The organism is uncultured Roseobacter sp. (assembly GCF_947496515.1).
In the GTDB taxonomy this organism is placed as follows: domain Bacteria; phylum Pseudomonadota; class Alphaproteobacteria; order Rhodobacterales; family Rhodobacteraceae; genus Roseobacter.
In genome coordinates this window covers 18,170-39,427 of record NZ_CANMDB010000005.1, presented here as the reverse complement: position 1 = coordinate 39,427, position 21,258 = coordinate 18,170, and the positions used below count along the sequence as shown (strand labels likewise).

General features: G+C 63.9%; 18 protein-coding genes. 7 read left to right on the top strand and 11 right to left on the bottom strand.

Features of this window, described 5'->3' with window-relative positions:
• Window positions 1-90: 90 nt before the first annotated feature.
• The 4 genes from Q1A53_RS10705 to Q1A53_RS10690 all read left to right on the top strand — a co-directional run bounded on the left by Q1A53_RS10705 (window position 91) and on the right by Q1A53_RS10690 (window position 3,749).
• Entirely contained in the window at window positions 91-1,203 is a 1,113-nt protein-coding gene (locus Q1A53_RS10705) for a Hint domain-containing protein (protein ID WP_299966163.1), read from the top strand.
• 236 nt (window positions 1,204-1,439) lie between these two features.
• The gene (locus Q1A53_RS10700; protein WP_299966161.1) at window positions 1,440-2,306 is read left to right on the top strand and encodes a bifunctional helix-turn-helix domain-containing protein/methylated-DNA--[protein]-cysteine S-methyltransferase; all 867 of its coding nucleotides are present in this window, start codon (window positions 1,440-1,442) and stop codon (window positions 2,304-2,306) included.
• Between the two features lie 124 nt (window positions 2,307-2,430).
• Complete coding sequence (locus Q1A53_RS10695; protein WP_299966158.1) at window positions 2,431-3,093, top strand: OmpA family protein; 663 nt, start codon at window positions 2,431-2,433, stop codon at window positions 3,091-3,093.
• A 113-nt stretch (window positions 3,094-3,206) separates the two neighbouring features.
• On the top strand, window positions 3,207-3,749 hold the full coding sequence (locus Q1A53_RS10690) for an NAD(P)H-dependent oxidoreductase (protein WP_299966156.1): 543 nt from the start codon (window positions 3,207-3,209) through the stop codon (window positions 3,747-3,749).
• Window positions 3,750-3,800: 51 nt separating this feature from the next.
• Here the strand turns inward: Q1A53_RS10690 and Q1A53_RS10685 are convergent, their stop codons facing one another.
• A complete protein-coding gene (locus Q1A53_RS10685) occupies window positions 3,801-4,211 on the bottom strand; it encodes a VOC family protein (protein ID WP_299966154.1) in 411 nt (136 codons plus the stop codon).
• 55 nt (window positions 4,212-4,266) lie between these two features.
• On the bottom strand, window positions 4,267-5,298 hold the full coding sequence (locus Q1A53_RS10680) for an FAD-binding oxidoreductase (protein ID WP_299966151.1): 1,032 nt from the start codon (window positions 5,296-5,298) through the stop codon (window positions 4,267-4,269).
• Window positions 5,299-5,361: 63 nt separating this feature from the next.
• On the opposite strand from Q1A53_RS10680, the gene mnmD reads away from it, so the two are divergent.
• Both mnmD and Q1A53_RS10670 read left to right on the top strand, forming a co-directional pair.
• Entirely contained in the window at window positions 5,362-6,039 is a 678-nt protein-coding gene (mnmD, locus tag Q1A53_RS10675; protein WP_299966149.1) for a tRNA (5-methylaminomethyl-2-thiouridine)(34)-methyltransferase MnmD, read from the top strand.
• Window positions 6,036-6,905 carry a DMT family transporter gene (locus Q1A53_RS10670; protein ID WP_299966145.1) on the top strand — a complete coding sequence of 290 codons (870 nt, stop codon included), beginning with the start codon at window positions 6,036-6,038 and terminating at the stop codon, window positions 6,903-6,905. The genes mnmD and Q1A53_RS10670 overlap by 4 nt, the downstream gene beginning before the upstream one ends.
• Here Q1A53_RS10670 and Q1A53_RS10665 read toward each other — a convergent pair.
• Window positions 6,870-8,807, bottom strand: a complete 1,938-nt coding sequence (locus tag Q1A53_RS10665; protein WP_299966142.1) for a lytic transglycosylase domain-containing protein — start codon at window positions 8,805-8,807, stop codon at window positions 6,870-6,872. The two genes, Q1A53_RS10670 and Q1A53_RS10665, sit on opposite strands and share 36 nt — an antisense overlap.
• Before the next feature lie 164 nt (window positions 8,808-8,971).
• On the opposite strand from Q1A53_RS10665, the gene dapA reads away from it, so the two are divergent.
• Window positions 8,972-9,847, top strand: a complete 876-nt coding sequence (gene dapA, locus Q1A53_RS10660; protein ID WP_299966140.1) for a 4-hydroxy-tetrahydrodipicolinate synthase — start codon at window positions 8,972-8,974, stop codon at window positions 9,845-9,847.
• Window positions 9,848-9,914: 67 nt separating this feature from the next.
• On the opposite strand, the gene Q1A53_RS10655 is transcribed toward dapA, so the two are convergent.
• From Q1A53_RS10655 to Q1A53_RS10620, 8 genes are all read right to left on the bottom strand, one after another.
• Complete coding sequence (locus Q1A53_RS10655) at window positions 9,915-10,787, bottom strand: DmsC/YnfH family molybdoenzyme membrane anchor subunit (RefSeq protein WP_299966138.1); 873 nt, start codon at window positions 10,785-10,787, stop codon at window positions 9,915-9,917.
• Window positions 10,787-11,548 carry a 4Fe-4S dicluster domain-containing protein gene (locus tag Q1A53_RS10650; protein ID WP_299966136.1) on the bottom strand — a complete coding sequence of 254 codons (762 nt, stop codon included), beginning with the start codon at window positions 11,546-11,548 and terminating at the stop codon, window positions 10,787-10,789. Before Q1A53_RS10650 ends, Q1A53_RS10655 begins: the two co-directional genes overlap by 1 nt.
• A 181-nt stretch (window positions 11,549-11,729) precedes the next feature.
• Window positions 11,730-14,564 carry a molybdopterin-dependent oxidoreductase gene (locus tag Q1A53_RS10645; protein WP_299966134.1) on the bottom strand — a complete coding sequence of 945 codons (2,835 nt, stop codon included), beginning with the start codon at window positions 14,562-14,564 and terminating at the stop codon, window positions 11,730-11,732.
• Window positions 14,565-14,681: 117 nt separating this feature from the next.
• Complete coding sequence (locus tag Q1A53_RS10640; protein ID WP_299966781.1) at window positions 14,682-15,704, bottom strand: putative sulfate exporter family transporter; 1,023 nt, start codon at window positions 15,702-15,704, stop codon at window positions 14,682-14,684.
• A gap of 43 nt (window positions 15,705-15,747) precedes the next feature.
• Window positions 15,748-16,752: a phosphate acetyltransferase gene (gene pta / locus Q1A53_RS10635; RefSeq protein ID WP_299966132.1), complete on the bottom strand. Its 1,005-nt coding sequence runs from the start codon at window positions 16,750-16,752 to the stop codon at window positions 15,748-15,750.
• Between the two features lie 37 nt (window positions 16,753-16,789).
• Entirely contained in the window at window positions 16,790-18,568 is a 1,779-nt protein-coding gene (gene xsc / locus Q1A53_RS10630) for a sulfoacetaldehyde acetyltransferase (protein WP_299966131.1), read from the bottom strand.
• An 87-nt stretch (window positions 18,569-18,655) separates the two neighbouring features.
• Window positions 18,656-20,137, bottom strand: a complete 1,482-nt coding sequence (locus Q1A53_RS10625; protein ID WP_299966129.1) for a PLP-dependent aminotransferase family protein — start codon at window positions 20,135-20,137, stop codon at window positions 18,656-18,658.
• Window positions 20,138-20,960: 823 nt separating this feature from the next.
• Window positions 20,961-21,215 carry a glycine zipper 2TM domain-containing protein gene (locus Q1A53_RS10620; RefSeq protein WP_299966127.1) on the bottom strand — a complete coding sequence of 85 codons (255 nt, stop codon included), beginning with the start codon at window positions 21,213-21,215 and terminating at the stop codon, window positions 20,961-20,963.
• Between the last annotated feature and the right edge of the window lie 43 nt (window positions 21,216-21,258).

Here is a 21,258-nt window from a genome sequence, read left to right as displayed (position 1 = left end):
GGTATGGTGCCTTTCGCGGCGCGCGGCAAGACCGCTGGCACGTGGCCTCTCTCAAATGCGGCTCAATTCCTCAGCCATTTATTTACCCTAATGCAGGATAGTCGCACCAGTTTTGATGTGAGCGGGATCGCGATGGCCACCAGATCTTTTTACGGATATGACGCGGGCGCGTTGATCTACGACGCCGACACCAACAGCTATCAACTCGACCCGGCCTACGATACGGACGTCAATCGGGTCCGCTTCTTTATCGATGACGATGACGACTCGCTGGACGGGGATGAGCACAACGCCGAAGTGGGCGAGGATGCCAACCAGTTGGGGACCGTGACGCGGCCGGATGGCTCCACCATCGCCTCTGGCCGGATCTACGGCGAGGAAACGCTGTTTCTCGAAGCGCCCGACGGCTCGACCATTGCGGTAGACAGTTTTGAGATTGCGGGCGTTCTGGTCGGCTACATCCCTACCGAGCCGCTGCAAAAGGGGGTGAGCTACGACTTCGTCGGCAGTCAGGAGATCGACAACATCCTGATGTCGCAGGGCGGTGCCGACACCCGGCAGACCTACGAGCAGTACCAGCAGCGCAGCGTACCCTGTTTCGGCCCCGGGACGATGATCACCACCCAGAACGGGGACATTCCCGTCGAATGGTTGGAAACAGGGGATCGGGTGCTGACGCGCGACAACGGGTATCAGCCGATCGTCTGGATCGGGCGGACGAAGCTTCAGCCGGGGTACTTCGCGGAACAGCCAGAGGCCCGGCCCGTCTGCCTTCCGGCAGGGGCGCTCGGTCCCGGTATGCCGACGCATGATCTTCAGGTCACCGGTGATCACCGGGTGTTGATCAATTCGGCACAGGCAGAGTTGCTGTTTTGCGCCAATGAGGTGCTCGCCCCTGCCAAGGCCTGGATCGACCGGGGGGTCGCGCGCTCCGTGATCCCCATGGTGCCCTATACGCTCACCGGCATTGCCTGTGCTCAGCACCAGATCATCCTCGCGGAAGGCGCCTGGGTCGAGACGATGTTTGCCGGAGCGGAGGTATTCCGCCGATTGTCGCAACAGGATGCGAATTCGTTGCGGAGCGCCGTGGATGCGGTTGCCGAAAACCAGGTGACGGCACGTCCCTGCCTGAGCCGAACCGAAGCGCGGCTGCTGATTGAGGCAGGCACTGCGATGCTGGAGGATATCGCGCTGAGCGCATAGCTCGGCGAGGCGACCTTTGGCCGGTCCACGCGGCGATCTGGCCGCCTGACTGCGGGGCGCGCGTTCGGCAGCGATCCCGGTGAGGTTTGTGTCTACGGGCAAGTGCAGAGCCTCGGTTTCGACCGTCGTGGTCTGTATCGGGACTATCCCGGCGGTCTAGTCGCGCGGGACTTCCGCGGGTGCGATGGCGCAGGTTTCGGGTCGATTCCTCCAATGCCAGCCTTTAGCTTGAAGGCATGACACAGCATCAGATCCTCCCCGACGAGACCGAGACGGCCTATCACTACGGTGTAGTACGCCGCGCCATCGACCTGATCGACGCCGCAGACGATCCCCTGTCACTGGACCGGATGGCGGCGGAAATGGGGATGAGTGCCGCGCATTTCCAGCGCGTTTTCTCCCGGTGGGTCGGGGTGTCGCCGAAACGCTACCAGCAGTATTTGACGCTGGGCCACGCCAAAACGCTGCTGCGAGAACGGTTCACCACCCTGGAGGCAGCGCAGGCGGTCGGCTTGTCGGGCAGCGGCAGGCTCCACGATCTCTTTGTGCGATGGGAAGCGATGAGCCCCGGTGATTTCGCCCGCAGCGGCGCGGGGCTGACGATCTTCTGGGGGTGGTTCGACAGCCCTTTCGGAGCCGCAATCGTGATGGGCACCGAAAAAGGCATCTGCGGCATCGGGTTTGCGGCGGAAATGGGTGAAGACGCCGCGCTCGAGGATCTGCTGTCGCGCTGGCCGCGCGCTGATTTCGTCGAAGATCCGGTGATGTTGCGGCCTTGGGTCCTGCAGGCATTCGGTGCCGGGGATGGCAGGCTGGGCACCGCACCTCTGTTCCTGATCGGCGCACCGTTCCAGATCAAGGTCTGGGAAGCGTTGCTCAGCATCCCCTCGGGCCACGTCACCACCTATTCCGAAATCGCGCAGGCCATTGGCAAACCACAGGCGGTGCGCGCCGTTGGCACGGCGGTGGGGCGCAATCCGGTCAGTTGGCTGATCCCCTGTCACCGGGCTTTGCGCAAATCCGGTGGTCTGGGTGGCTATCACTGGGGCCTGCCGATGAAGCGCGCCATGCTGGCCTATGAGGCGGCGCGCACGCAGATGTGAGCCGTTGGCGGGTTTCCGCCGTCGCCTTTTCCCCTTGGATTGCCCTGCGGGCTGGCCCATATGTAGGCTGTCTCATCACGACGCCCTGCCCGAACGGGGCCGCAACCATTGAAGGCAGTAGACTATGAGTATTTCAAGAATTCCTATGGCGATTGCGCTTTCGGGCAGCCTGATCCTGGCCGCGTGCACCGACCCTGCCCAGGTGGGCAACGGCACCAACACGTCCAAGACCCAGCAGGGCGCGCTGATCGGCGCGGGCGCCGGTGCGCTTGCCGGCGCACTGTCGCGTGGCGACGGAAACCGGGACAAAGGGGCGCTGCTCGGTGCGGTGGTCGGTGGTGCCATCGGTGCTGGCATCGGCTATAATCTCGACCAGCAGGAGGCTGAACTGCGCCGCGATCTGGACAATGACGTCCTCATCACCAACACCGGTGACCGGCTGATTCTGAGCCTGCCGCAGGACATCCTTTTTGCCACCGATAGTGCTGCGGTCCGGTCGGATCTGCGCAACGATCTGTTTTCGGTGGCCGCCAGTCTGAACAAATATCCGCAATCCACGGTACAGGTCATTGGCCACACCGACAGTGACGGCGATGCGGCCTATAACCAGCGGCTGTCGGAACGCCGGGCGGGTGCTGTCGGCAATGTGCTGATAGATGCCGGTGTTGCCGCGGGTCGCGTGCGCACGGTGGGTCGCGGCGAGAGCCAGCCTGTCGCGAGCAACCTGAATGCCGCTGGCAAGGCACAAAACCGGCGTGTTGAAATCGTGATCCTGCCAACGGGATAGCGGCGTGCGCGGAAGTGGATCTACCGGGGCTTCGGTGTTTTTCACCGGAGCCCTTGCTTTTTGGGCCGCCCGCCTCAGCCTTAGCGTGACAAAAAACTAGAAGGATAGGGATGATGGCCCACTATAATCTGCTTGGCTTGTCCGGCTCACTACGCGATGCCTCGACCAACACGATGCTCCTGCACGAAGCGGCGCGGCTTTTTGGTGAGTGCAGCTTCAAGCTCGCTGATCTGGATCTGCCGCTCTACCACGGTGACCGGGAAGAGGCAGGTGGCGTGCCGGACGCGGTCCAGCGGATCGCGGAGGATATTGCGCAGGCGGATGCGGTGCTGATTTCCACGCCAGAGTACAACAAGGGCCCGCCCGGCGTGCTGAAGAACGCGCTGGATTGGGTGAGCCGGACATCCGGCAAGCCGTGGACGGGCAAGCCCGTTGCCGTCATGTCAGCGGCCGCAGGTCGGGCGGGGGGTGAACGCGCGCAACTCATTCTGCGTAGTTTCATGGTGCCGTTCAGGCCGCGCATCCTGCAGGGGCCGGAGATCCATCTTGCCGACAGCAGCAACCAGTTCGACGATCAGGGTCATCTCACGGGTGATATCTACGTGCGGGAACTGACATTGCTGATGGATGGGTTGCGCGCCGAGATAGAGCGTTAAGTTTCGCCTGTGGGAAACACTCGGCGCGCCGTGATGATCCATGGTGCGCCGCTACACATGCTCGGCGATCTGGATCAGTGTTCCATCGGGATCACGAATGAAGATGGTCGTCAGTGGACCTTTGGCACCGCTTGCGGGCACGGGACCGTCCTCGATGTCGATCTGATGCGTGGTCAGATGAACGATCCAGTCCGCCAGCGGCGCGTCGCTTAGGAAACACAGGCTTGCAGTGCCCGGTGTGAGTGTGGCGGTGGCCAAGCCCGCCGGGCTGGTTGCGCTGTGCAGGTTGATCTTGCTTTGACCAAAGTGCAGCGCCCAGTGTCGGCCTCCGTCCGGCGCGGTGAACTGAACGCCGCGCATGCCAAGCACCTGGGTGTAAAATCGCACCGCATCCGGGATATTGCGGACCATCAGGTCCAGGTGGTCGAGCGCACGGACGCGGCATTGAATGTCGGGGGGCATCTTCGGGTGTCCTGAACAAGGGGCTACACGATCATGCCTGCCGAACGCGCCTGGGTCAAAAAGAGGCTGCGACGTCAAACCCCGGGGGGACCTGGGCTGAGCCTTCCAGGGCCAGATCAGCCATCACCTCGGCTACCTTCGGCGCCATCCCGAAGCCGATCTTGAAGCCGCCGTTCGCGATGAAGTGACCCGGGCGGCCAGGCCAAGCGCCCAGCATCGGCGCGCGGGACCGGGCGCGCGGGCGCACGCCGGCCCATCTGTCGATCACCGCCGCGTCTGCGAGAGCGGGGACAGCGGCGCGTGCCCGTTCGATGACCGCATCGAGTTGCGCGTCTGTGGTGCGGGCGTCGGTGAACTCCCGCTCGGAGGTGGAGCCTACGCCGACCGTCCCATCGCCATGAGGAATGATATGCAAACCGTCAGCGAAGATCTGCGGCTGTCCGCGGGCGTCATGCTGTAGCAGTGCCGCCTGTCCTTTGATCCCGTTGCCGACCTGACGGTGATGCGTTGCATTCAGGGCGCAAAGACCGTCCACCCCGGTAGCCCAGATCACGGCACCTTTTTCCGGGCCATCGGCTGCAATCGTCACGCCCTTGCTGGCGAGGGCTGCGACCAGTGCTGCGCAGGCCTGTTTGGGGTGCAACAGCGCGGAAAGGCTGTCGCGGATCATCCAACCGCTCGCAGAGACGGGTGCCCAGGGGGACGCGCTGGCCTTCTCAACGTTCCAGACCGCCTTGTTTTGCCATAGATCCCGGCTTTGATCGGCGCGCCGTTGCGCAAGCGGCAGCGCGGTGATGTCGGCAACAGGTTGCAGACGGCCGGTTCGGACATAGCCGCTGCTCTGGCCGCCGGTCGCCTCGACTTCTTGCCAGAACGCCGCCGCGGCGAGCAGGCTTTCGAACTGAAACGCCTTCTTGGGGTTCCAGTTTTCGGGCACGTGCGGGGCCAGCGCCCCGACAAGCCCGCCGCTGCTGCCTGCTGCGGGTCCGGCCGGGTCGATCACCTGGATACGCGCGCCGCGGCAGGCGCAGACCCAGGCAATCGAAAGTCCAAAAATGCCCGCGCCGCGCACGGTGATATCGGCCATTGCCAAAGCTCCAGTTCTGCCTCAAGGTCGCGTCATCGTCCCACCCGTTTACAAGGCCCGTCCGTGCAGAACCAGTCGGCAGAGGTATCTTGGGGCGCGAATGACACGCCGGTATCCGCGCGGTTTGATGATCCTTATTACAGTCTCGAAGATGGGCTTGCGGAGACACGGCATGTGTTTCTCGACGGCAACCGGTTGGCGGAACGGCTGCGGGACGGGTTTCATATCGCCGAGCTTGGCTTTGGTACGGGGTTGAACTTTTTATCGGCGCTGCATCTCTGGCAGGAGATGGATGCGCCGGGCACATTGCATTTCACCAGTTTTGAAGCCTACCCGATGGCTCCGGATGATCTGGCCCGGTCGTTGGCGCGCTTTGACGCATTGGGGGAGTTGCGTACGACTTTGGCGGCGAGTTGGGATCCCGCTGGCGGGGTGTTCGCGCCGGTTCCGGGTGTCCGACTGGAGGTGATCGTGGGGGATGCGCGCGAGACGCTGCCGCGGTGGTCGGGACGGGCGGACGCGTGGTTTCTGGACGGGTTTTCACCGGCCAAGAACCCGGAGCTGTGGTCGGCACCGCTCATGGAGGCCGTCGGCGCGCGGACTGGGTCGGGAGGTACATGCGCGACCTATACGGCCGCAGGGTTTGTCCGCCGCGCGCTGGCCGACGCCGGATTTGCGGTACAAAGGGTGCCGGGTTTCGGTCGCAAGCGGCACATGACCGTGGGATCGATGCCGGCGTGACCCAGAGCAACAATGTCCGTCTCGGGATCCTGCTGATGGTGCTGACCAGTATCGTCTTTGCGCTGCAGGACGGGATCTCGCGCCATTTGGCGGAGACCTACAACGTTTATATGGTCGTGATGATCCGCTACTGGTTCTTTGCGGCTTTCGTGATTTGGCTGGCGGGGCGCAAAGGCGGGGGCGTACGTGCCGCTGCGCGCACCCGGCAGCCGCTGCTGCAGGGGTTTCGCGGCGTGTTGCTTGCGCTCGAAGTCTGCGTCATGGTCACCGGTTTTACGGTGCTGGGTCTGGTGGAAAGCCATGCGGTCTTTGCCTGCTACCCGTTGCTGGTGGCAGCGCTGTCGGGCCCGGTGCTTGGCGAGGCGGTCGGCTGGCGGCGATGGGCCGCGATCGCCGTGGGTTTCGTGGGCGTGATGATCATTCTGGAGCCCGGCTGGTCGGTTTTTGACCCGATGGCGGTCATCCCTCTGGTCGCGGCTTTGATGTTCGCGCTCTACGGGTTGTTGACGCGCTACGCGGCGCGGCAGGACACCACTGCCACGAGCTTTTTCTGGACGGGTGTGGCGGGTGCGGTCACGATGACCCTGATTGGCCTGGCCTTTTGGGAGGCGATGACGGCGCCCGATTGGGGCTGGATGGCGACGCTTTGTGTCACCGGCGTGTGCGGCCACTGGCTGCTGATCCGCTGTTACGAGGTGGCCGAGGCAAGCTCGGTGCAGCCATTCGCCTATTTTCAGCTGGTCTTTGCAGCACTCGTCGGGATCACCGTTTTCGGAGAGACTCTGCGGCCCAACGTTGCGGTGGGCGTCGCGGTTATCGTTGCGGCGGGGTTATTCACCCTTTGGCGCGAACGCCAGAAGCGTTGAGCCCGTAAGTTCCGCACTGAAGGGAACAGGTAAGGGATCAAGACCCAGGCGGGCGCGGTAGATCGGCAGGCTCTCGGTCACGCGCATGACGTAGTTGCGGGTTTCGCGAAACGGAATGTGTTCGATCCAGTCGATCATGTCGATTTCCGGACGCCGCGGATCGCCATAGGCCAGCATCCAGCGGTCCGGACGCCCCGGTCCTGCGTTGTATCCCGCCGACATCATCACCACGTTGCCGCGGAACCGGGCGGCAAGGCCGGACAGATACGTAGCGCCGAGCTCTGCGTTGTAGGCAGGATCGCTCATCAGCCGTTGCGTGCTGTGACCGCTGGCCCGCCCCATGCGGGTTGCAACCTCGCGGCCCGTTGCGGGCATCACCTGCATGAGACCGCGCGCGCCCACCCCGCTCTGGACCTGGGGGTCAAACTCGCTCTCGCGCCGTGCGATGGCAAGAACCATCTCGGGCGCCATGGGCAGGTCCTGTTCTGCCACCGGGTGCAGCGGGTAATAGCCACGCGGCACCACGATGGCGCGCCGCGCGGTGCGCTTGCCGACCATCACGCCGAGATGGGGTTGTTCCAGATCCACCGTTGCTTCGGCCAGCAGCGTCGCCTCGTCCGGGTCGAGGCTTTCGGCCAGATGGGTCCAGAACCGTTCGGCCAGATTGAGCTCGCCCGAGGCTTGCAGCAAGAGCCCGGCCTGAAAGAGCGGCCTTTTGGCAAGAGCCGATTCGCGCCAGTCTTGCTGCGGCGGTGTCCCCATCATTTCAGGATCGAAGGGCAGGCCCGCGCGTTCTGCCGCCAGCAGACCGTAGAAGGATGTCTGATATTGAGCGCCAGCCGCATAGGCCTGATCTGCCGCTGCGACATCGCCCATGGCCTCATAGGCGCGCCCGCGCCAGTAGCCCGCCCGCCCTTTGGAAATCGGCGACCGGACCGCGGCATCGTGATTGTTGAAGTGCTCCAGAGCCGTTTGCGGCTCGTTCAGCAGGCGAAGGGCGATGTAGCCCGCAAGCCATTCCAGATCGGCGTAGTTTGACCCTTCGCTCAGGAAATGCCGCGCGGCCAGTTCATATGACCGTTCGGCTTTGCCGTCGCGCATGTCGTCGCGCGCCATGGACCGGCGCCTGTTGGCCCAGGCTTCGGGGTTGCCCAGTGCCGCAGCGCTTGTCGACGTGGCGAGCAGCAGATCCTTTGCGTCGTCCCAGCGGTTCTTGCGCGCCCGCCAGACGAAGCGTTCGTATTGCAGCCCGGGTGCGGCGCGATGGCTGGCCGGTATGCGTGCGATCAGCGTATCAACCCCCGGTTCCATCGCCCGCAAGGCCATCCGGGCCCGCGCAACGGCCACTTCCGCCTCCGGTACCAGGCCAAAAAGCCGTCGCGCATTCTCAAATGCGCCTGCCCACAGCATGGCGTCGAGCCGGGCCGTGTGATGGGCGCGCAGCAATGGGCCATGTTCTGACAAAAACAGCGCCTGCGCGGTTTTTCCCATCCGCATCTGCCGCCATGTCTGGATCACAAGGGCCTCTGCCTCGGCGCTGCGCCCGGTGCGCGAAAGCGCCTCTGCATGGCGCAGCACCCCTTCGGATGTCTGGGCGGGTACGTCCGAAAAGAAGGCGAGCACTGCCCCGTCAGGTTGCGAGATCACCGATGGTTCGGACTGTTTGCGCAAGTAGGGCTCGCCCGGCCAGTCGCTGCGCCGCGACAGAAAATCCGTGACCTCGGCAGCATTGCCTTCACCCGCGCGCAGGCGGTGCCATTCGATGATGTCAGCGGCCAGATCACCATCGCGCGCGGCGATCTTGGCAGCGGCGCCCCAATCGCCCCCGCGCATGGCATCCATTGCCTTGGCCAGCGGGCGCGGGCGTTCCGCCAGCGCAGGCGCCGCTACCAAGAGAATCATCGTCAGGACCGTCAACCAGCGTGTGATCACTTGCAATTCCCGGGCTTTGGAGGCTAGAGCCTCTGACACATACAGCGCATAGAGCCATGATCAAATCACGATCCTGCTTATTTTGCGTTAATCCCAGGGCCATTTGCCGGCCAAAACATCAAAGGAGCGTGTTCATGTTCAAAGGCTCTCTGCCTGCCCTCGTCACGCCGTTTAGAAACGGCGAACTGGATCTGGAGACACTCAAGAAGCTGGTCGAATGGCATATCGGTGAAGGAAGCAGTGGTTTGGTCCCCGTGGGGACAACCGGGGAAAGCCCGACGCTGACGCACCGGGAGCATGAGGTCGTCGTCGAGGAGGTCGTCAAGGCCGCGGCGGGCCGTATCCCGGTGATCGCGGGCGCTGGCTCCAACAATACGATCGAGGCCATGCGGCTGGTGCGCCACGCCGAAGCGGTGGGTGCGGATGCGGCGCTGGTGGTGACGCCTTATTACAACCGGCCCACGCAATCAGGGCTGATCGCGCATTTTACGGCGCTGCACGATTGTGCGGAGCTGCCGATCATCATCTACAATATCCCGGGCCGGTCGGTGGTGGATATGTCGCCGGAGACCATGGGGGAGCTGGCCAAGCTGCCACGGATCATCGGCGTCAAGGATGCCACCGGGGATCTTGCCCGGGTCAGCGATCAGCGCCTGACCTGCGGGCCTGATTTCGTGCAGCTGTCGGGAGAAGACGCCACGGCCCATGGGTTTAATGCGCAGGGCGGTGTCGGCTGTATTTCGGTCACGGCCAATGTGGCACCAAGGCTGCTCGGAGAGATGCAGACCGCGTGTCTTGCCGGTGACTACGCGACGGCGCTGGAGATCCAGGACCGGCTGATGCCACTGCACAAGGCGATCTTTACGGAACCCGGGTTGGTCGGGGTGAAATACGCCATGTCGCAGTTGCGCTTGTGCTCGGATGAAGTGCGCCTGCCGCTGGTGGCGCTGTCGGATCCGACGCGTGCGCTGGTGGACGAAGGGTTGCGCCACGCGGGGCTGATGAACTGAGCTGCGTTCAGCGGACGTAGAAAACCCGCGGGGGATGCCGCGGGTTTTTTCGTTTCCGGGTCGGGCTTTAGCGTTTGCCGTAGTAGAGGCCGACCACATGCTCTGCCTCGGCAAAAAAGAGCCAGCGCGCGGTGAGAACGCCTGCGATATGGCTGGCGATGGCCAGGATCCCGATGATGTGTGAGAACGGCAGCATCAAGAGCAGAACCGGCACGACCGTCATCAGCACCAGCGCGATGAGGCGCAGTTTCTGGCTGTGTCTGCGGCCGACCACATGGACGAATTCCCGCAGCAGATAGTTGGTGCCGGTATGGGGCGGCTCAAAGGCCCGCACTGTACCGCGGTCGCCCAGACCTGTCGCAGTTGCCATGTTCGTGCCTGAGGCGGCGAGCGCCTTGTCGCCTTCTTTCCAGGTGAGCAATTGCACGCCTCCGGCAATGACGAGCAGGACAAGTGCGATGGTGAGTTGCCCCGCCAGCAACCCGCCACCCGCCAGCGACAGCGACAGGAACTTGACGGGTGTGAGGGCCATGTTCCAGCGCGGAATGGTCTTGAGCTGGGTGTAGATCATCGATGTGGTGAAGACCGTCGCCAAGGAGAGGGCCGCACCGAGAACGCCGAGTGCCGTGACCCTGGTGCCGAAGAACACGAGGCCCGCGCCGTAGAGACCCATGAGCACGAGCGCACCTACGGCGCACCAGGCCTCGCGGCTGAGCCAGCTGGAGCGCCACTGGGTAAAGGCCTTGAGCGCCCGTTCCGGGCGGCCCAGGTGGAAGGTGGAGGCCATCAGCCCGCCCACTGCCATGACATAGGCGATGGTGAGAAACGCGAAGGCCGACCAGCCGGTTACCCCCGGGTAACCGAGGCCCAGAAAAACCAGGAGGCCGAAGCCCAAGCCACTGAACGTCGTGAAGAAAATAACGGAAGGAGCGGGGTGCATCAGAGTTTCTCCAGCGTCTTGTCGAGCCAGCCGAGAAAGCCCTTGGGCTCTTCCGCGACGGGCTTAAGGAAGGGGGCCAGCACGTCAAGATCATGGCCCTCGTGGGGCAGGGTGTCCTTGGGGCGGGGCGGCAGATATTTGTTGACCGGCTTGGTGCCCTGTTCGGGCATCAGGTCCATGCCCCCACGCTCTGCGACCAGTTTGCTCACATCGCTGGTCTCGTCGCCGAGATCGCCGAAGTGGCGGGCGTTCGAGGGGCAGGTGCGCACGCAGGCGGGCTCGCGGTCTTCCTCGGGCAGGTTTTCGTTGTAGATGCGGTCGACGCAGAGGGTGCATTTCTTCATCACGCCTTCGGCGGCGTCCAGTTCGCGCGCGCCGTAGGGGCAGGCCCAGGCGCAGAGGCCGCAGCCTATGCAGTTGGATTCGTTGACTAAAACGATACCGTCCTCGACGCGCTTGTAGCTCGCACCCGTGGGGCAGACGGTGACGCAGGGCGCGTCCTCACAATGCAGGCAGGATTTGGGGAAGTGGATGAGCTGGGCTGCGGCATCGCCTTCGGGCTGGACCTCGTAGGAGTGGACCCGGTTGAGGAAAGTGCCTGCGTTATCAGCACCATAGGCGTTCTGATCGGAAAGCGGCGCGCCGTAGTTTTCAGTGTTCCAGCCTTTGCAGGAGATCACGCAGGCGTGGCAGCCGACGCAGGTATCAAGGTCGATCACGAGCCCCAGTTTCCTGGTCGTGCTGGCTGGCAGAGTGGTCATGGCTGGCCCCCGGTTCTGGCTGTCGGTGCGGTGTCGGTATTACGTCGGTAACACGTCGGTATCACGTCGGTGCCCGGCGCACGGTGCGTTTGGGTTTCGGTGATGGTTTTTCGGGGCTCTGCCCCGGACCCCGGAGTTTTCCTGGCAAGATGAAAGAGCGGCCGGGAGGGCAGGGGCACGCTCATTTACCCACCTTCCACGTGAGGTCTTTGGGGCCTGTGCCCACGGGGGATTTTATGGGGGCGAAGCCGGGTTTGGCCTCGGCGGGGGCCGCGGCTTTTTCCACGCGGACCTTGAGGTCGAACCAGGCGGCCTGTCCCGTGACAGGATCGGAGTTGGCCCATCGCAGCCCGTCGCCCTTGGGCGGCAGCAACTCGTGGATAAGATGGTTGAGCAGGAACCCCCGGGTGGCTTCGGGGGCGTTTTCCTCCAGTGCCCAGGCGCCCTTGCGTTTGCCGATGGCGTTCCAGGTCCAGACTGTGTTGTCGTTGAGGGCGGCCATTTCCAGCACGGGCACGGTGATCTCGCCGTGGGGCGAGGTGACCTTCGCCCAGCCGCCGTCTGCAAGGTCGTTTTCGCGCATCAGTTTGGTGGGCAGGTAGAGCGGGTTGTGCCCGTGAAGCTGCCGCAGCCAGGCGTTCTGCGAGCCCCAGGAGTGGTACATGGCCATGGGGCGCTGGGTCAGCGCGGTGATGGGGAACTCGGACCCGTGGTTGTCCGCCTCCGAGGAGTACCAGATGGGCAGGGGAGACATGGTCGCCTTGATCCGTTCGCGCAGGTGATCGGGGGGCTGGATTGGCCCATGGCCCTCGGCGGCGAGCTGGAATTTGCGCAGCGGTTCCACGTAGAGCGAAAAGAGATAGGGCTGGGGCGCGTCGTAGATCCCTATTTTCACCGCCCAGTCCTGGTAGGCGGCGTTCCAGGGTTTGTAGTAGTTGGCGCCTGCGGGGATGTGTTCGACGAAGAAGCCGCCATTGGCGATGTATTTGTCGAGCTGGCCCGGGTTCACCGACCCGCGGCCCGCCTGATCGCCGTTTTCGCCGCGGAAGCCTGCGAGCGGGCCGATGCCCGGTCGGCGTTCGTGGTTGACGATGTAATCGCCGTAATCGGCGTATTTCTGGCTGCCGTCCTCGTTGATGAAGCCGGGCAGCTTCATCTTGGCGCCGAGATCGCAGAGCATGGACTGGAAGCATTTCACGTCGCGGTCAGGTTCGATCACCGGCCAGCGGATGGCGTCCGCGGCGGCATCGGCCTCGCAGATCGGACGGTCCAGCAGCGAGATACAGTCGTGGCGCTCCAGATAGGTCGTATCGGGCAGGATGAGATCGGAATAGGCGACCATCTCGGAGGAGTAGGCATCCGAGTAGATGATCTTGGGGATCACGTAGTCGCCGTTTTCATCCTTGTCCGTGAGCATGTCGATCACGCCGCGGGTGTTCATGGAGGAGTTCCACGACATGTTGGCCATATACATGAACAGCACGTCGATCTTGTAGGGATCGCCCGCGTAGGCGTTGGAGATCACCATATGCATGAGCCCGTGGCTCGACATGGGGTTTTCCCAGGTGAAGGCCTTGTCGATGCGCGCAGGGGTGCCGTCGTCCTTCAGCGCCAGATCTTCCGGGCCGTGGGTGAAGCCCAGATGCGGGCCGTTGAGCGGCGCGCCGGGGGTGATGCCCACATGCGGTTTCGGGTGCGCGGTGGCCGGTTTCGGGTAGGGCGGTTTGAAGCGGAAACCGCCCGGGACCTCGACCGTGCCCAGCAGGATCTGCAGGGTGTGCAGCGCGCGGCAGGTCTGGAAGCCGTTGGCATGCGCGGAGATACCCCGCATGGCGTGGAAGGAGACCGGGCGGCCCGTCATGCTGAGATGCGTTTCGCCGCGGAAGTCGGTCCAGGCGTGATCCAGCGTGAAGCTTTCCTCAAACGCGACCCGGGCCAGTTCGGCGGCAATGGCGCGGATGCGGCCTGCGGGGATGCCGCAGCGCTCGGCCACGGCCTCGGGCGTGTAGGCGTCATCGAGATACATCTCCGCCATCTGGTGAAAGACCGGGCGGTGGGTCTGGCCATCTGCCTCGTAGGTGGCGGCGAGATCGGGTTTGACGCCGGGCTGATCGAAGGGCGTGAGCTGGCCGGTGGCGCGGTCCACGACCAGTTCCTTGCCATTCTCGTCGCGCATCAGCAGGCCGTGGTCGGGCTGGCCGGGGTTGTTGATCACCAGGACCGGCGCGTTGGTATATTGCGCGAGGTAGTGCAGGTCGATCTTGCCCGCCTTCATCAGGCAATAGATCATCGACAGAATGAACAGACCGTCGGTGCCCGGCGTGATGCCGACCCAGTCGTCGGCCACCGCGTTGTAGCCGGTGCGGATGGGGTTCACCCCGATCACGCGCGCACCGCGGGCCTTGATCTTGCCGATGCCCATCTTGATGGGGTTGCTGTCGTGATCCTCGGCCACGCCGAAGAGCATGAAGAGCTTGGTATGGTCCCAGTCGGGTTGGCCGAACTCCCAGAAGGCGCCGCCCATGGTGTAGATGCCCGCCGCGGCCATGTTGACCGAGCAGAACCCGCCGTGGGCTGCGTAGTTGGGGGTGCCGAAGTTCTGCGCCCAGAAGGAGGTGAAGGATTGGCTTTGATCGCGCCCGGTGAAGAAGGCGAGCTTTTCGGGGTTTTCGGCGCGCACGGGCTCCAGCCAGTCGGCAGCGATCTGCAGGGCTTCGTCCCATTCGATTTCCTCGAACTCGCCCGAGCCACGTTCGCCCACACGTTTGAGCGGCTTGCGCAACCGCGAGGGGGCGTTGACCTGCATGATGCCTGCAGACCCTTTTGCGCAGAGCACGCCCTGATTGACCGGGTGATCGCGGTTGCCCTCGATATAGGCCACGTGTTTCTCGCCGTCCTCGCCGGTTTTCATGTGCACGTTGATGCCGCAGCGGCAGGCGCACATGTAGCAGGTGGTCTTGCGCACTTCGTCCGAGACATGCGGCGACGTGTCGAGTTTAGGTTGCTGGAATGTCATCTGGCCTCCCCCTGCGCCCGTGGCGGGGCGCTTGTTGTTGTGTGTCGCATCGGGTGCCCTTTGGCCCGGGCTGTCGGTGCGACCTGCGTGTGATGGCCTGAGATCCGCTGTGCCGGGTCAGGCGAAATATGTGATGCCCGCAAGGATCAGCCCTGCGATGAAGAGTGTTTCGGTCACCAAAAGGGCGATGGCGGGTCCTCCGACCGCCAGCACCCGTTTGAGGTTTGTTTTCATGCCGACCGCGGCGATGGCGATCAGCAGCATCCAGCGGGACGCCTGGCTCATCAAATCCGCGACAAGGGTTGGAATCAAGCCCAGTGAGTTGAGCGTGGCGAGAATGAGAAAGCCGATGACGAAGAAGGGCAGGAGGGGCGGGCGTTTGCCGTCTGCGGGGGCATCGGCGAAAGCGCGGATGAGCAATGCGCCGATCAGCACGACGGGTGCCAGCATCGACACCCGGATGAGCTTGACCAGCGTGGCAGTGTCGCCCGCGTTCTCGGAGAGGGAAAAGCCAGCGCCGACGACCTGTGCGACATCGTGGATGGTCGCCCCCAGAAAGATCCCGCCCGCGGTGTCGCCCAGATCCAGTTTGGTCACGAGGATCGGGTAGGCGATCATTGCCACGGTGGACAGCACGGTGACGCCCAGCACGGTGAAGATCAGCCGCTGTTCGGATTTGTCGTCGCGGGGCAGGATGGCGGCGATGGCCATGGCGGCGGAGGCACCGCAGATCGCGACGGACCCGGCAGTGAGAAACGCAAAGCGCCAGCCGTGCCCGAAGAGCCGCGAGATGGCGAGCCCGAAGGCGATGGTGGCGAGCACACCGCCGATGACCAGCAGCACGATCTCGATCCCCAACCCCGCCATCAGATCGAAGGAGATCCGCACGCCCAGAAAAGCGATGCCCATGCGCAGCACGGTGCGCGCGGCAAAGCCGATGCCCGCAACCGTCTTGCCCTCGTCGCCCAGAAACGCCACGGCGATGCCCAGCAGCAGCGCCATCAGCATCGCGGGCGCTTCGTAGTGATCGGCGAGGAACTGGGCGGTGATGGCGACGATCACCGCCACAATCACCCCCGGAAAGAGGGTCCGGGCCTGCTCGGGTAGGTCGCGGACAAAGTGCGAGGCGGTATCGGCCATGGTCATGGGGCGAGCGTCCCCCGGCGGATGGTGGCGGGGGGGATCATGTCTGCGCCCGCGCTTGCAGGACGGTGACGGCGATCATGTTGGTGACGTCTTCGGCGGTGCAGCCGCGGCTGAGGTCGTTTGCCGGTTTGGCGAGGCCTTGCAGCACCGGGCCGATGGCCTCTGCACCGCCGATCCGCTGGGCGATCTTGTAGCCGATGTTGCCTGCGTCGAGATTGGGGAAGATCATGACATTGGCCTGACCGGCGATGGCGGAGCCCTTGGCCTTTGCGGCTGCGACCTCAGGCACGAAGGCCGCGTCGAACTGCAGCTCACCATCGGCGTCGAGATCCGGGTGATCGCGCGCGAGGATCGCGGCGGCATCCGTGACCTTGCTCACCGCATCATGCCGGGCGGAGCCTTTGGTGGAGAAGGACAAAAGCGCCACCTTGGGCGACGTGCCCAGCAACTGCTGACAGGAGGCGGCGGAGGCAACGGCGATGGCGGCGAGCTCTTCGGCCGCGGGTTCGATGACGAGACCGCAATCCCCGAAAATCATGGCGTCGCGACCCGCGGGGTGACCTTCGGGCAGGGCCATCAGGAAAAAGCTGGAAACGAGCGGGGCTGACCTGGCCTTGCCGATCACCTGGAGCGCGGCGCGCACGGTGTCGGACGTGGTGTAGACGGCGCCGCCGACCGTCCCGTCAGCGTGGCCCAGACGGACCATCATGGCCGCAAACACCAGCGGATCGCGCGCTTGTTCAGCTGAGGCGTCGCGGGTGACGCCCTTGTGCTGGCGCAGCTCAAAGAAGGCATCCGCAAAAGCGGCGGTATGCTGGGACGTGGTGGGATCCGCGATGGCGAGATCGGGTCCTTCGGCGGCGCCTGCAGCCTCAAGCTGCGCGGCCACGGCATCGTGCGCGCCCACCAGCGTGATCCGCGCGATACCCGCCCGTGCGGCAGCGATGGCGCCAGCGACGATCCGGGGATCGCCGCCTTCGCTCATCACAATGTGGGCAGGCCCGGCGGCGGCGCGATCTTTCAGATCTCCCAGCACGCTCATGGCCTGCACCCTTGGCTTGGTTGGACCTGCACCCGGATCAAACCGTCTGCGGACGCATGTCCTCCTTGGAGATCCCCGCGATTTCGACAGGTTTCTTCATGGCGTCGCGGCGGAAGGGATCCCCCAGCTCCTGGTTGATCATGGCTTCGATCAGCGTTGTGACGCCATTCTCCATCTGGTCTTTGATCGCCTGGTTCAGCGCGTCTGTCAGCTCGTCCTGAGTGCGGGCAACCACACCTTTCAGGCCGCAGGCCTTCGCGATCCCGGCGTAGGACACATCCTCGTCCAGCTCGGTACCGACGAAGTTGTCCTCAAACCAGAGTGTGGAGTTCCGCTTTTCCGCGCCCCACTGGTAGTTGCGGAAGACGATCTGGGTAATGGCGGGCCAGTCACCGCGGCCAATCGCCGTCAGCTCGTTCACCGCGATCCCAAAGGCACCGTCGCCCGCGAAACCAACAACCGGCACATCGGGCTGGCCGATCTTGGCGCCGACGATGGCGGGCAGGCCGTAGCCGCAGGGACCAAAAAGACCCGGTGCGAGATACTTGCGGCCTTCCTCGAACGCCGGGTAGGCGTTGCCGATGGCGCAGTTGTTGCCGATGTCAGACGAGATGATCGCCTCGACCGGCAGGGCGGACTGGATCGCGCGCCATGCCATGCGGGGGCTCATCCAGTCGGGCTTGGCCGCGCGGGCGCGCACGTTCCAGTCGGTGCCGGGGTCGTCCTGCTCGTGTGTGAGCGAGGTCAGTTCCTGCGCCCAGGCGGATTTGGTCTGGGCGATCTTGGCCTTACGTTCGGCGCGGCCTGCATCACCGGCGGTATCGGAGAGCTGTGCGGTGATGTTGTTGGCCACTTTGGCCGCATCACCGACGATGCCCACGGTGACTTTCTTGGTCAGACCGATGCGGTCGGGGTTGATGTCCACCTGAATGATGGTCGCATCCGCGGGCCAGTATTCGATGCCGTAGCCGGGCAGGGTGGAGAAGGGGTTGAGGCGCGTGCCGAGGCAAAGCACCACGTCCGCTTCCTTGATCAGCTGCATGCCGGCCTTGGAGCCGTTGTAGCCGAGCGGGCCTGCGAAAAGCGGGTGGTTGCCGGGGAAGGCGTCGTTGTGCTGGTAACCCACACAAACCGGCGCATCAAGGCGTTCGGCCAGCACCTTGGACGCCTCGATCCCGCCTTTGGAGAGCACCACGCCCGCGCCGTTCAGGATGACGGGGTTTTTCGCGTTGGACAGGATTTCTGCGGCCTTGGCCACGGAGTTTTCACCACCGGGGGAGACTTCAAACTCGATGGGCTCGGGGATGTCGATGTCGACGACTTGGGTCCAGAAGTCACGCGGGATGTTGATCTGCGCGGGGCCGGACAGACGCTTGGCCTTGGCGATGACGCGGGCCAGCGTCTCGGCGATGCGGGAGGGATCGCGCACCTCTTCCTGATAGGCCACGCAATCGGCAAAGAGGTTCATCTGCTCCATTTCCTGAAAGCCGCCCTGACCGATGGTCTTGTTGGCGGCCTGCGGGGTGACCAGCAGGCAGGGTGTGTGGTTCCAGTAGGCGGTTTTCACGGCCGTGACGAAGTTGGTGATGCCGGGGCCGTTTTGCGCGATCATCATCGACATCTTGCCGGTGGCGCGGGTGTAGCCGTCGGACATCATGCCAGCGGAGCCTTCGTGTGCGCAATCCCAGAACTTGATGCCTGCGTCGGGGAAGATGTCGGAGATCGGCATCATGGCGGAGCCGATGATCCCGAAGGCATGTTCGATCCCGTGGGATTGCAACGTTTTGACGAAGGCTTCTTCGGTGGTCATTTTCATGGCGAGCACATTCCTTGGAGTTGTGTTTCGATTCTGGGTTGAGCGTTACTTAGAGTGTTGGGTGGTGACAGGTTAGGGCCAATTATTTCATTCATTTAAGGCCAGTTCCTGCATGCTGCGCATTTCCTCCGCCACACGGTCGATGCCCTTGGCGATCCGGTTTGCCGGAAGGGAGGAGTAGGCCAAACGGTAGTAGTTGCGGGGCCGGTCATGGCCGGAAAAAAATGCGTGCCCCGGCTCGATCAGCACGCTGCGCGCCTGCAATCGGCGGGCGAGCTCCTTGGTGTCGATGGCAGGATCGGCGCGCATCCAGAAGGATGACCCACCGTAGGCGCCCTGGCCCGCGATCTGCAATCCTGTCTCGGCGATTGCCTGTGCCATGACCTCGCGCCGTTCGTGTAGGGCGGTGCCCATCCGCCGGATCAGCGCATCGTGATGACCCAGCGACAGGTAGTAGGCGGCGGTGCGCTGCACGTGTCCCGGCGGGTGTCGCAACACATTGGCCCTGAGCGCACGTGCCTCGCGGATGAAGGGCGCAGAGCCGACCAGATACCCCAGCCGCAGGCCCGGAAACAGTGACTTGGAAAAACTGCCCACGTAGATCACGCGGCCGTCTGCATCGAGGCTTTTCAGCGCGGGAGAGGGGTTTTTCAGGAACGACATTTCAAACTCGTAGTCGTCCTCCACGATCAGCGCATCCATCGCGGCGGCCCGTTCCAGCAGGTCGTGGCGGCGGTTCATCGGCATGGTGCCGGTGGTCGGGCACTGGTGGCTCGGCGTGGTAAAGATCACATCCGTATCGGGCGGGATCGCATCGGGCGGCATGCCATCGGCGTCCACGCGCACAGGGGTCATATGGCAGCGGGACTGGTTCAAAATGTCTCGGAGCGCGTGGTAGCAGGGATCCTCGATCGCGGCTCGGCGGCGTTGGGTCAGCAGGACCTGCGTTGTCAGCCACAGCGCGTTCTGCGCGCCGAGCGTGATCAGGATCTGCTCGGGCGCCGCGGTGATCCCGCGCCGGGGCAGGGTGTGCCGCGCGATGAATTCGATCAGCTGCGGGTCGTCCTGATCGTAGTAGTCGGTGGTTAGTGCGGTGAAGTCCTTCTGGCCGAGCGCCTTGAGCGCGCAAAGCCGCCAGTTGGCGTGGTCGAAAAGCTCCGGATCGGCCTGACCGTAGATGAAGGGATAGCGGTAGCCGGCCCAGTCCGGCGGCTTGCGCACCGTGTCGCCGCCCGAAAAGCGCTGACCGATGGCGCGGTTCCAGTCGACTGCGTCGGAGGTGGCCGCACTCGGTGCAAAGGCGGGGGGGACCGGTGCGTTGGCCGAGACGAAATAGCCCGACCGCCCCTTTGAGGTCAGGTAGTCGTTGGCCAGCAGTTCGGTGTAGGCGATGGTCACTGTGATCCTGCTGACGCCCAGGTGGTGGGCGAGCTTGCGCGTTGAGGGCAGCTTTTCGCCCCGTTGAAAGCGTCCCGACAGGATGCCTTGGGCGATCATCTGCTGGATCTGCGATTGCAGAGTACCCTGGGTGTCGGGATGCAGAAAGAATGTCTCAACCGGGAGCGCCATGTCGCGAGCCTATACTGGACTTATATCGGCTGCAAACTGGTATAATTCAGATGTGAAAACACCTGCTATCTCCCCCGAGCGGCCGACTTGTCTTGACCAAATCGCCTAATATTGAAACCTCTGGTATCATTAAGTGAGATTTTTTGCAAGTGTATGACGCTGTGATGTGCGGGCAATATGCTCGCTGCCTGTGGGTTCGCGGCCGCGGGGTGAGCTGCGACCCAATGTGCGCGTTACCGGCACGGGACTGCTGACAGCGTGGCTGGATGCTCTCATAGACGCAGAAACCAGCCAGTGAGGGAAGTCTTGTTTGGGATTTCATCACTCCCTTGCCGTTCAGGTGATGGGGGCCGTCCCGGTGCCCACGGCCGGGGTGGGCGCACCGGTGGCCAAAGGCCTTCGAAGGCCTTTGGAGCCGGGGACCATGGACCGCAACCCCATGGCGCCGCTTGTATTGGAGACAGCCGAGGATGTGCTCACGTCTGACCATGTCGATTTATTTGTATACCGTTGGCCCGCAGATCGCGGTACCCGCCGGTTTCACGTGGCCGGGGGTCGAATTGCGGACCGGTCGGTCAAGACCTTGCCGACCCCATCTGTGTGCAACGTCGCGATGCGACTACAGTGTGTGCGGCAGGTCGCCGCTGGGGTGATGATGGCATTTTTCGAAAAATGCCGCGCGGGTGGTTGAATGGCAAGGAGGTAGCCACCCGCGCGAGCGTTCGGTGGGCCAAGTGACGCGGGGCTGCGACATGGGGCGCGCGACCGAACAGGTGCCAGACGAAGCACTGGGGGGAGGAGTTGTTCGTCTGGCCCATCCGAATTAGGGGCAGGCAGCGGTGTACCGGCTGCCATCGGGGTTCTGATAGACGCAGTCGCCGCCCGCGGTCCGTCCCAGATAATTGCCAGCGAGCGCACCGGCGGCGGCGCCGATAAGGGCACCGCGGGAGCGGTTGTCGTCATCGATGGCAGCGCCAAGTGCGGCGCCACCGACGGTGCCGGCGACGGTGTTCTGATCCCGGGTGGCGCAGGCCGACACGACGGCAACCAGCGAAAGGCAAACAGCTAACTTTTTCATGGCAAACTCCTTGTGGTCTGCCGCCTCAACGCAGCATCTCCGG

What these genes read in the sequence shown, in the direction of transcription:
- Q1A53_RS10680 (WP_299966151.1), bottom strand. Translation starts at nt 5,298, where the DNA reads ATGGCCGATATCACCGTGCGCGGCGCGGGCATTTTTGGACTTTCGATT.
- Q1A53_RS10690 (WP_299966156.1), top strand. Translation starts at nt 3,207, where the DNA reads ATGGCCCACTATAATCTGCTTGGCTTGTCCGGCTCACTACGCGATGCC.
- Q1A53_RS10685 (WP_299966154.1), bottom strand. Translation starts at nt 4,211, where the DNA reads ATGCCCCCCGACATTCAATGCCGCGTCCGTGCGCTCGACCACCTGGAC.
- Q1A53_RS10665 (WP_299966142.1), bottom strand. Translation starts at nt 8,807, where the DNA reads ATGATTCTCTTGGTAGCGGCGCCTGCGCTGGCGGAACGCCCGCGCCCG.
- dapA (WP_299966140.1), top strand. Translation starts at nt 8,972, where the DNA reads ATGTTCAAAGGCTCTCTGCCTGCCCTCGTCACGCCGTTTAGAAACGGC.
- xsc (WP_299966131.1), bottom strand. Translation starts at nt 18,568, where the DNA reads ATGAAAATGACCACCGAAGAAGCCTTCGTCAAAACGTTGCAATCCCAC.
- Q1A53_RS10620 (WP_299966127.1), bottom strand. Translation starts at nt 21,215, where the DNA reads ATGAAAAAGTTAGCTGTTTGCCTTTCGCTGGTTGCCGTCGTGTCGGCC.
- Q1A53_RS10625 (WP_299966129.1), bottom strand. Translation starts at nt 20,137, where the DNA reads ATGGCGCTCCCGGTTGAGACATTCTTTCTGCATCCCGACACCCAGGGT.
- Q1A53_RS10705 (WP_299966163.1), top strand. Translation starts at nt 91, where the DNA reads ATGCAGGATAGTCGCACCAGTTTTGATGTGAGCGGGATCGCGATGGCC.
- Q1A53_RS10645 (WP_299966134.1), bottom strand. Translation starts at nt 14,564, where the DNA reads ATGACATTCCAGCAACCTAAACTCGACACGTCGCCGCATGTCTCGGAC.
- Q1A53_RS10695 (WP_299966158.1), top strand. Translation starts at nt 2,431, where the DNA reads ATGAGTATTTCAAGAATTCCTATGGCGATTGCGCTTTCGGGCAGCCTG.
- Q1A53_RS10640 (WP_299966781.1), bottom strand. Translation starts at nt 15,704, where the DNA reads ATGGCCGATACCGCCTCGCACTTTGTCCGCGACCTACCCGAGCAGGCC.
- Q1A53_RS10650 (WP_299966136.1), bottom strand. Translation starts at nt 11,548, where the DNA reads ATGACCACTCTGCCAGCCAGCACGACCAGGAAACTGGGGCTCGTGATC.
- Q1A53_RS10655 (WP_299966138.1), bottom strand. Translation starts at nt 10,787, where the DNA reads ATGCACCCCGCTCCTTCCGTTATTTTCTTCACGACGTTCAGTGGCTTG.
- pta (WP_299966132.1), bottom strand. Translation starts at nt 16,752, where the DNA reads ATGAGCGTGCTGGGAGATCTGAAAGATCGCGCCGCCGCCGGGCCTGCC.
- Q1A53_RS10700 (WP_299966161.1), top strand. Translation starts at nt 1,440, where the DNA reads ATGACACAGCATCAGATCCTCCCCGACGAGACCGAGACGGCCTATCAC.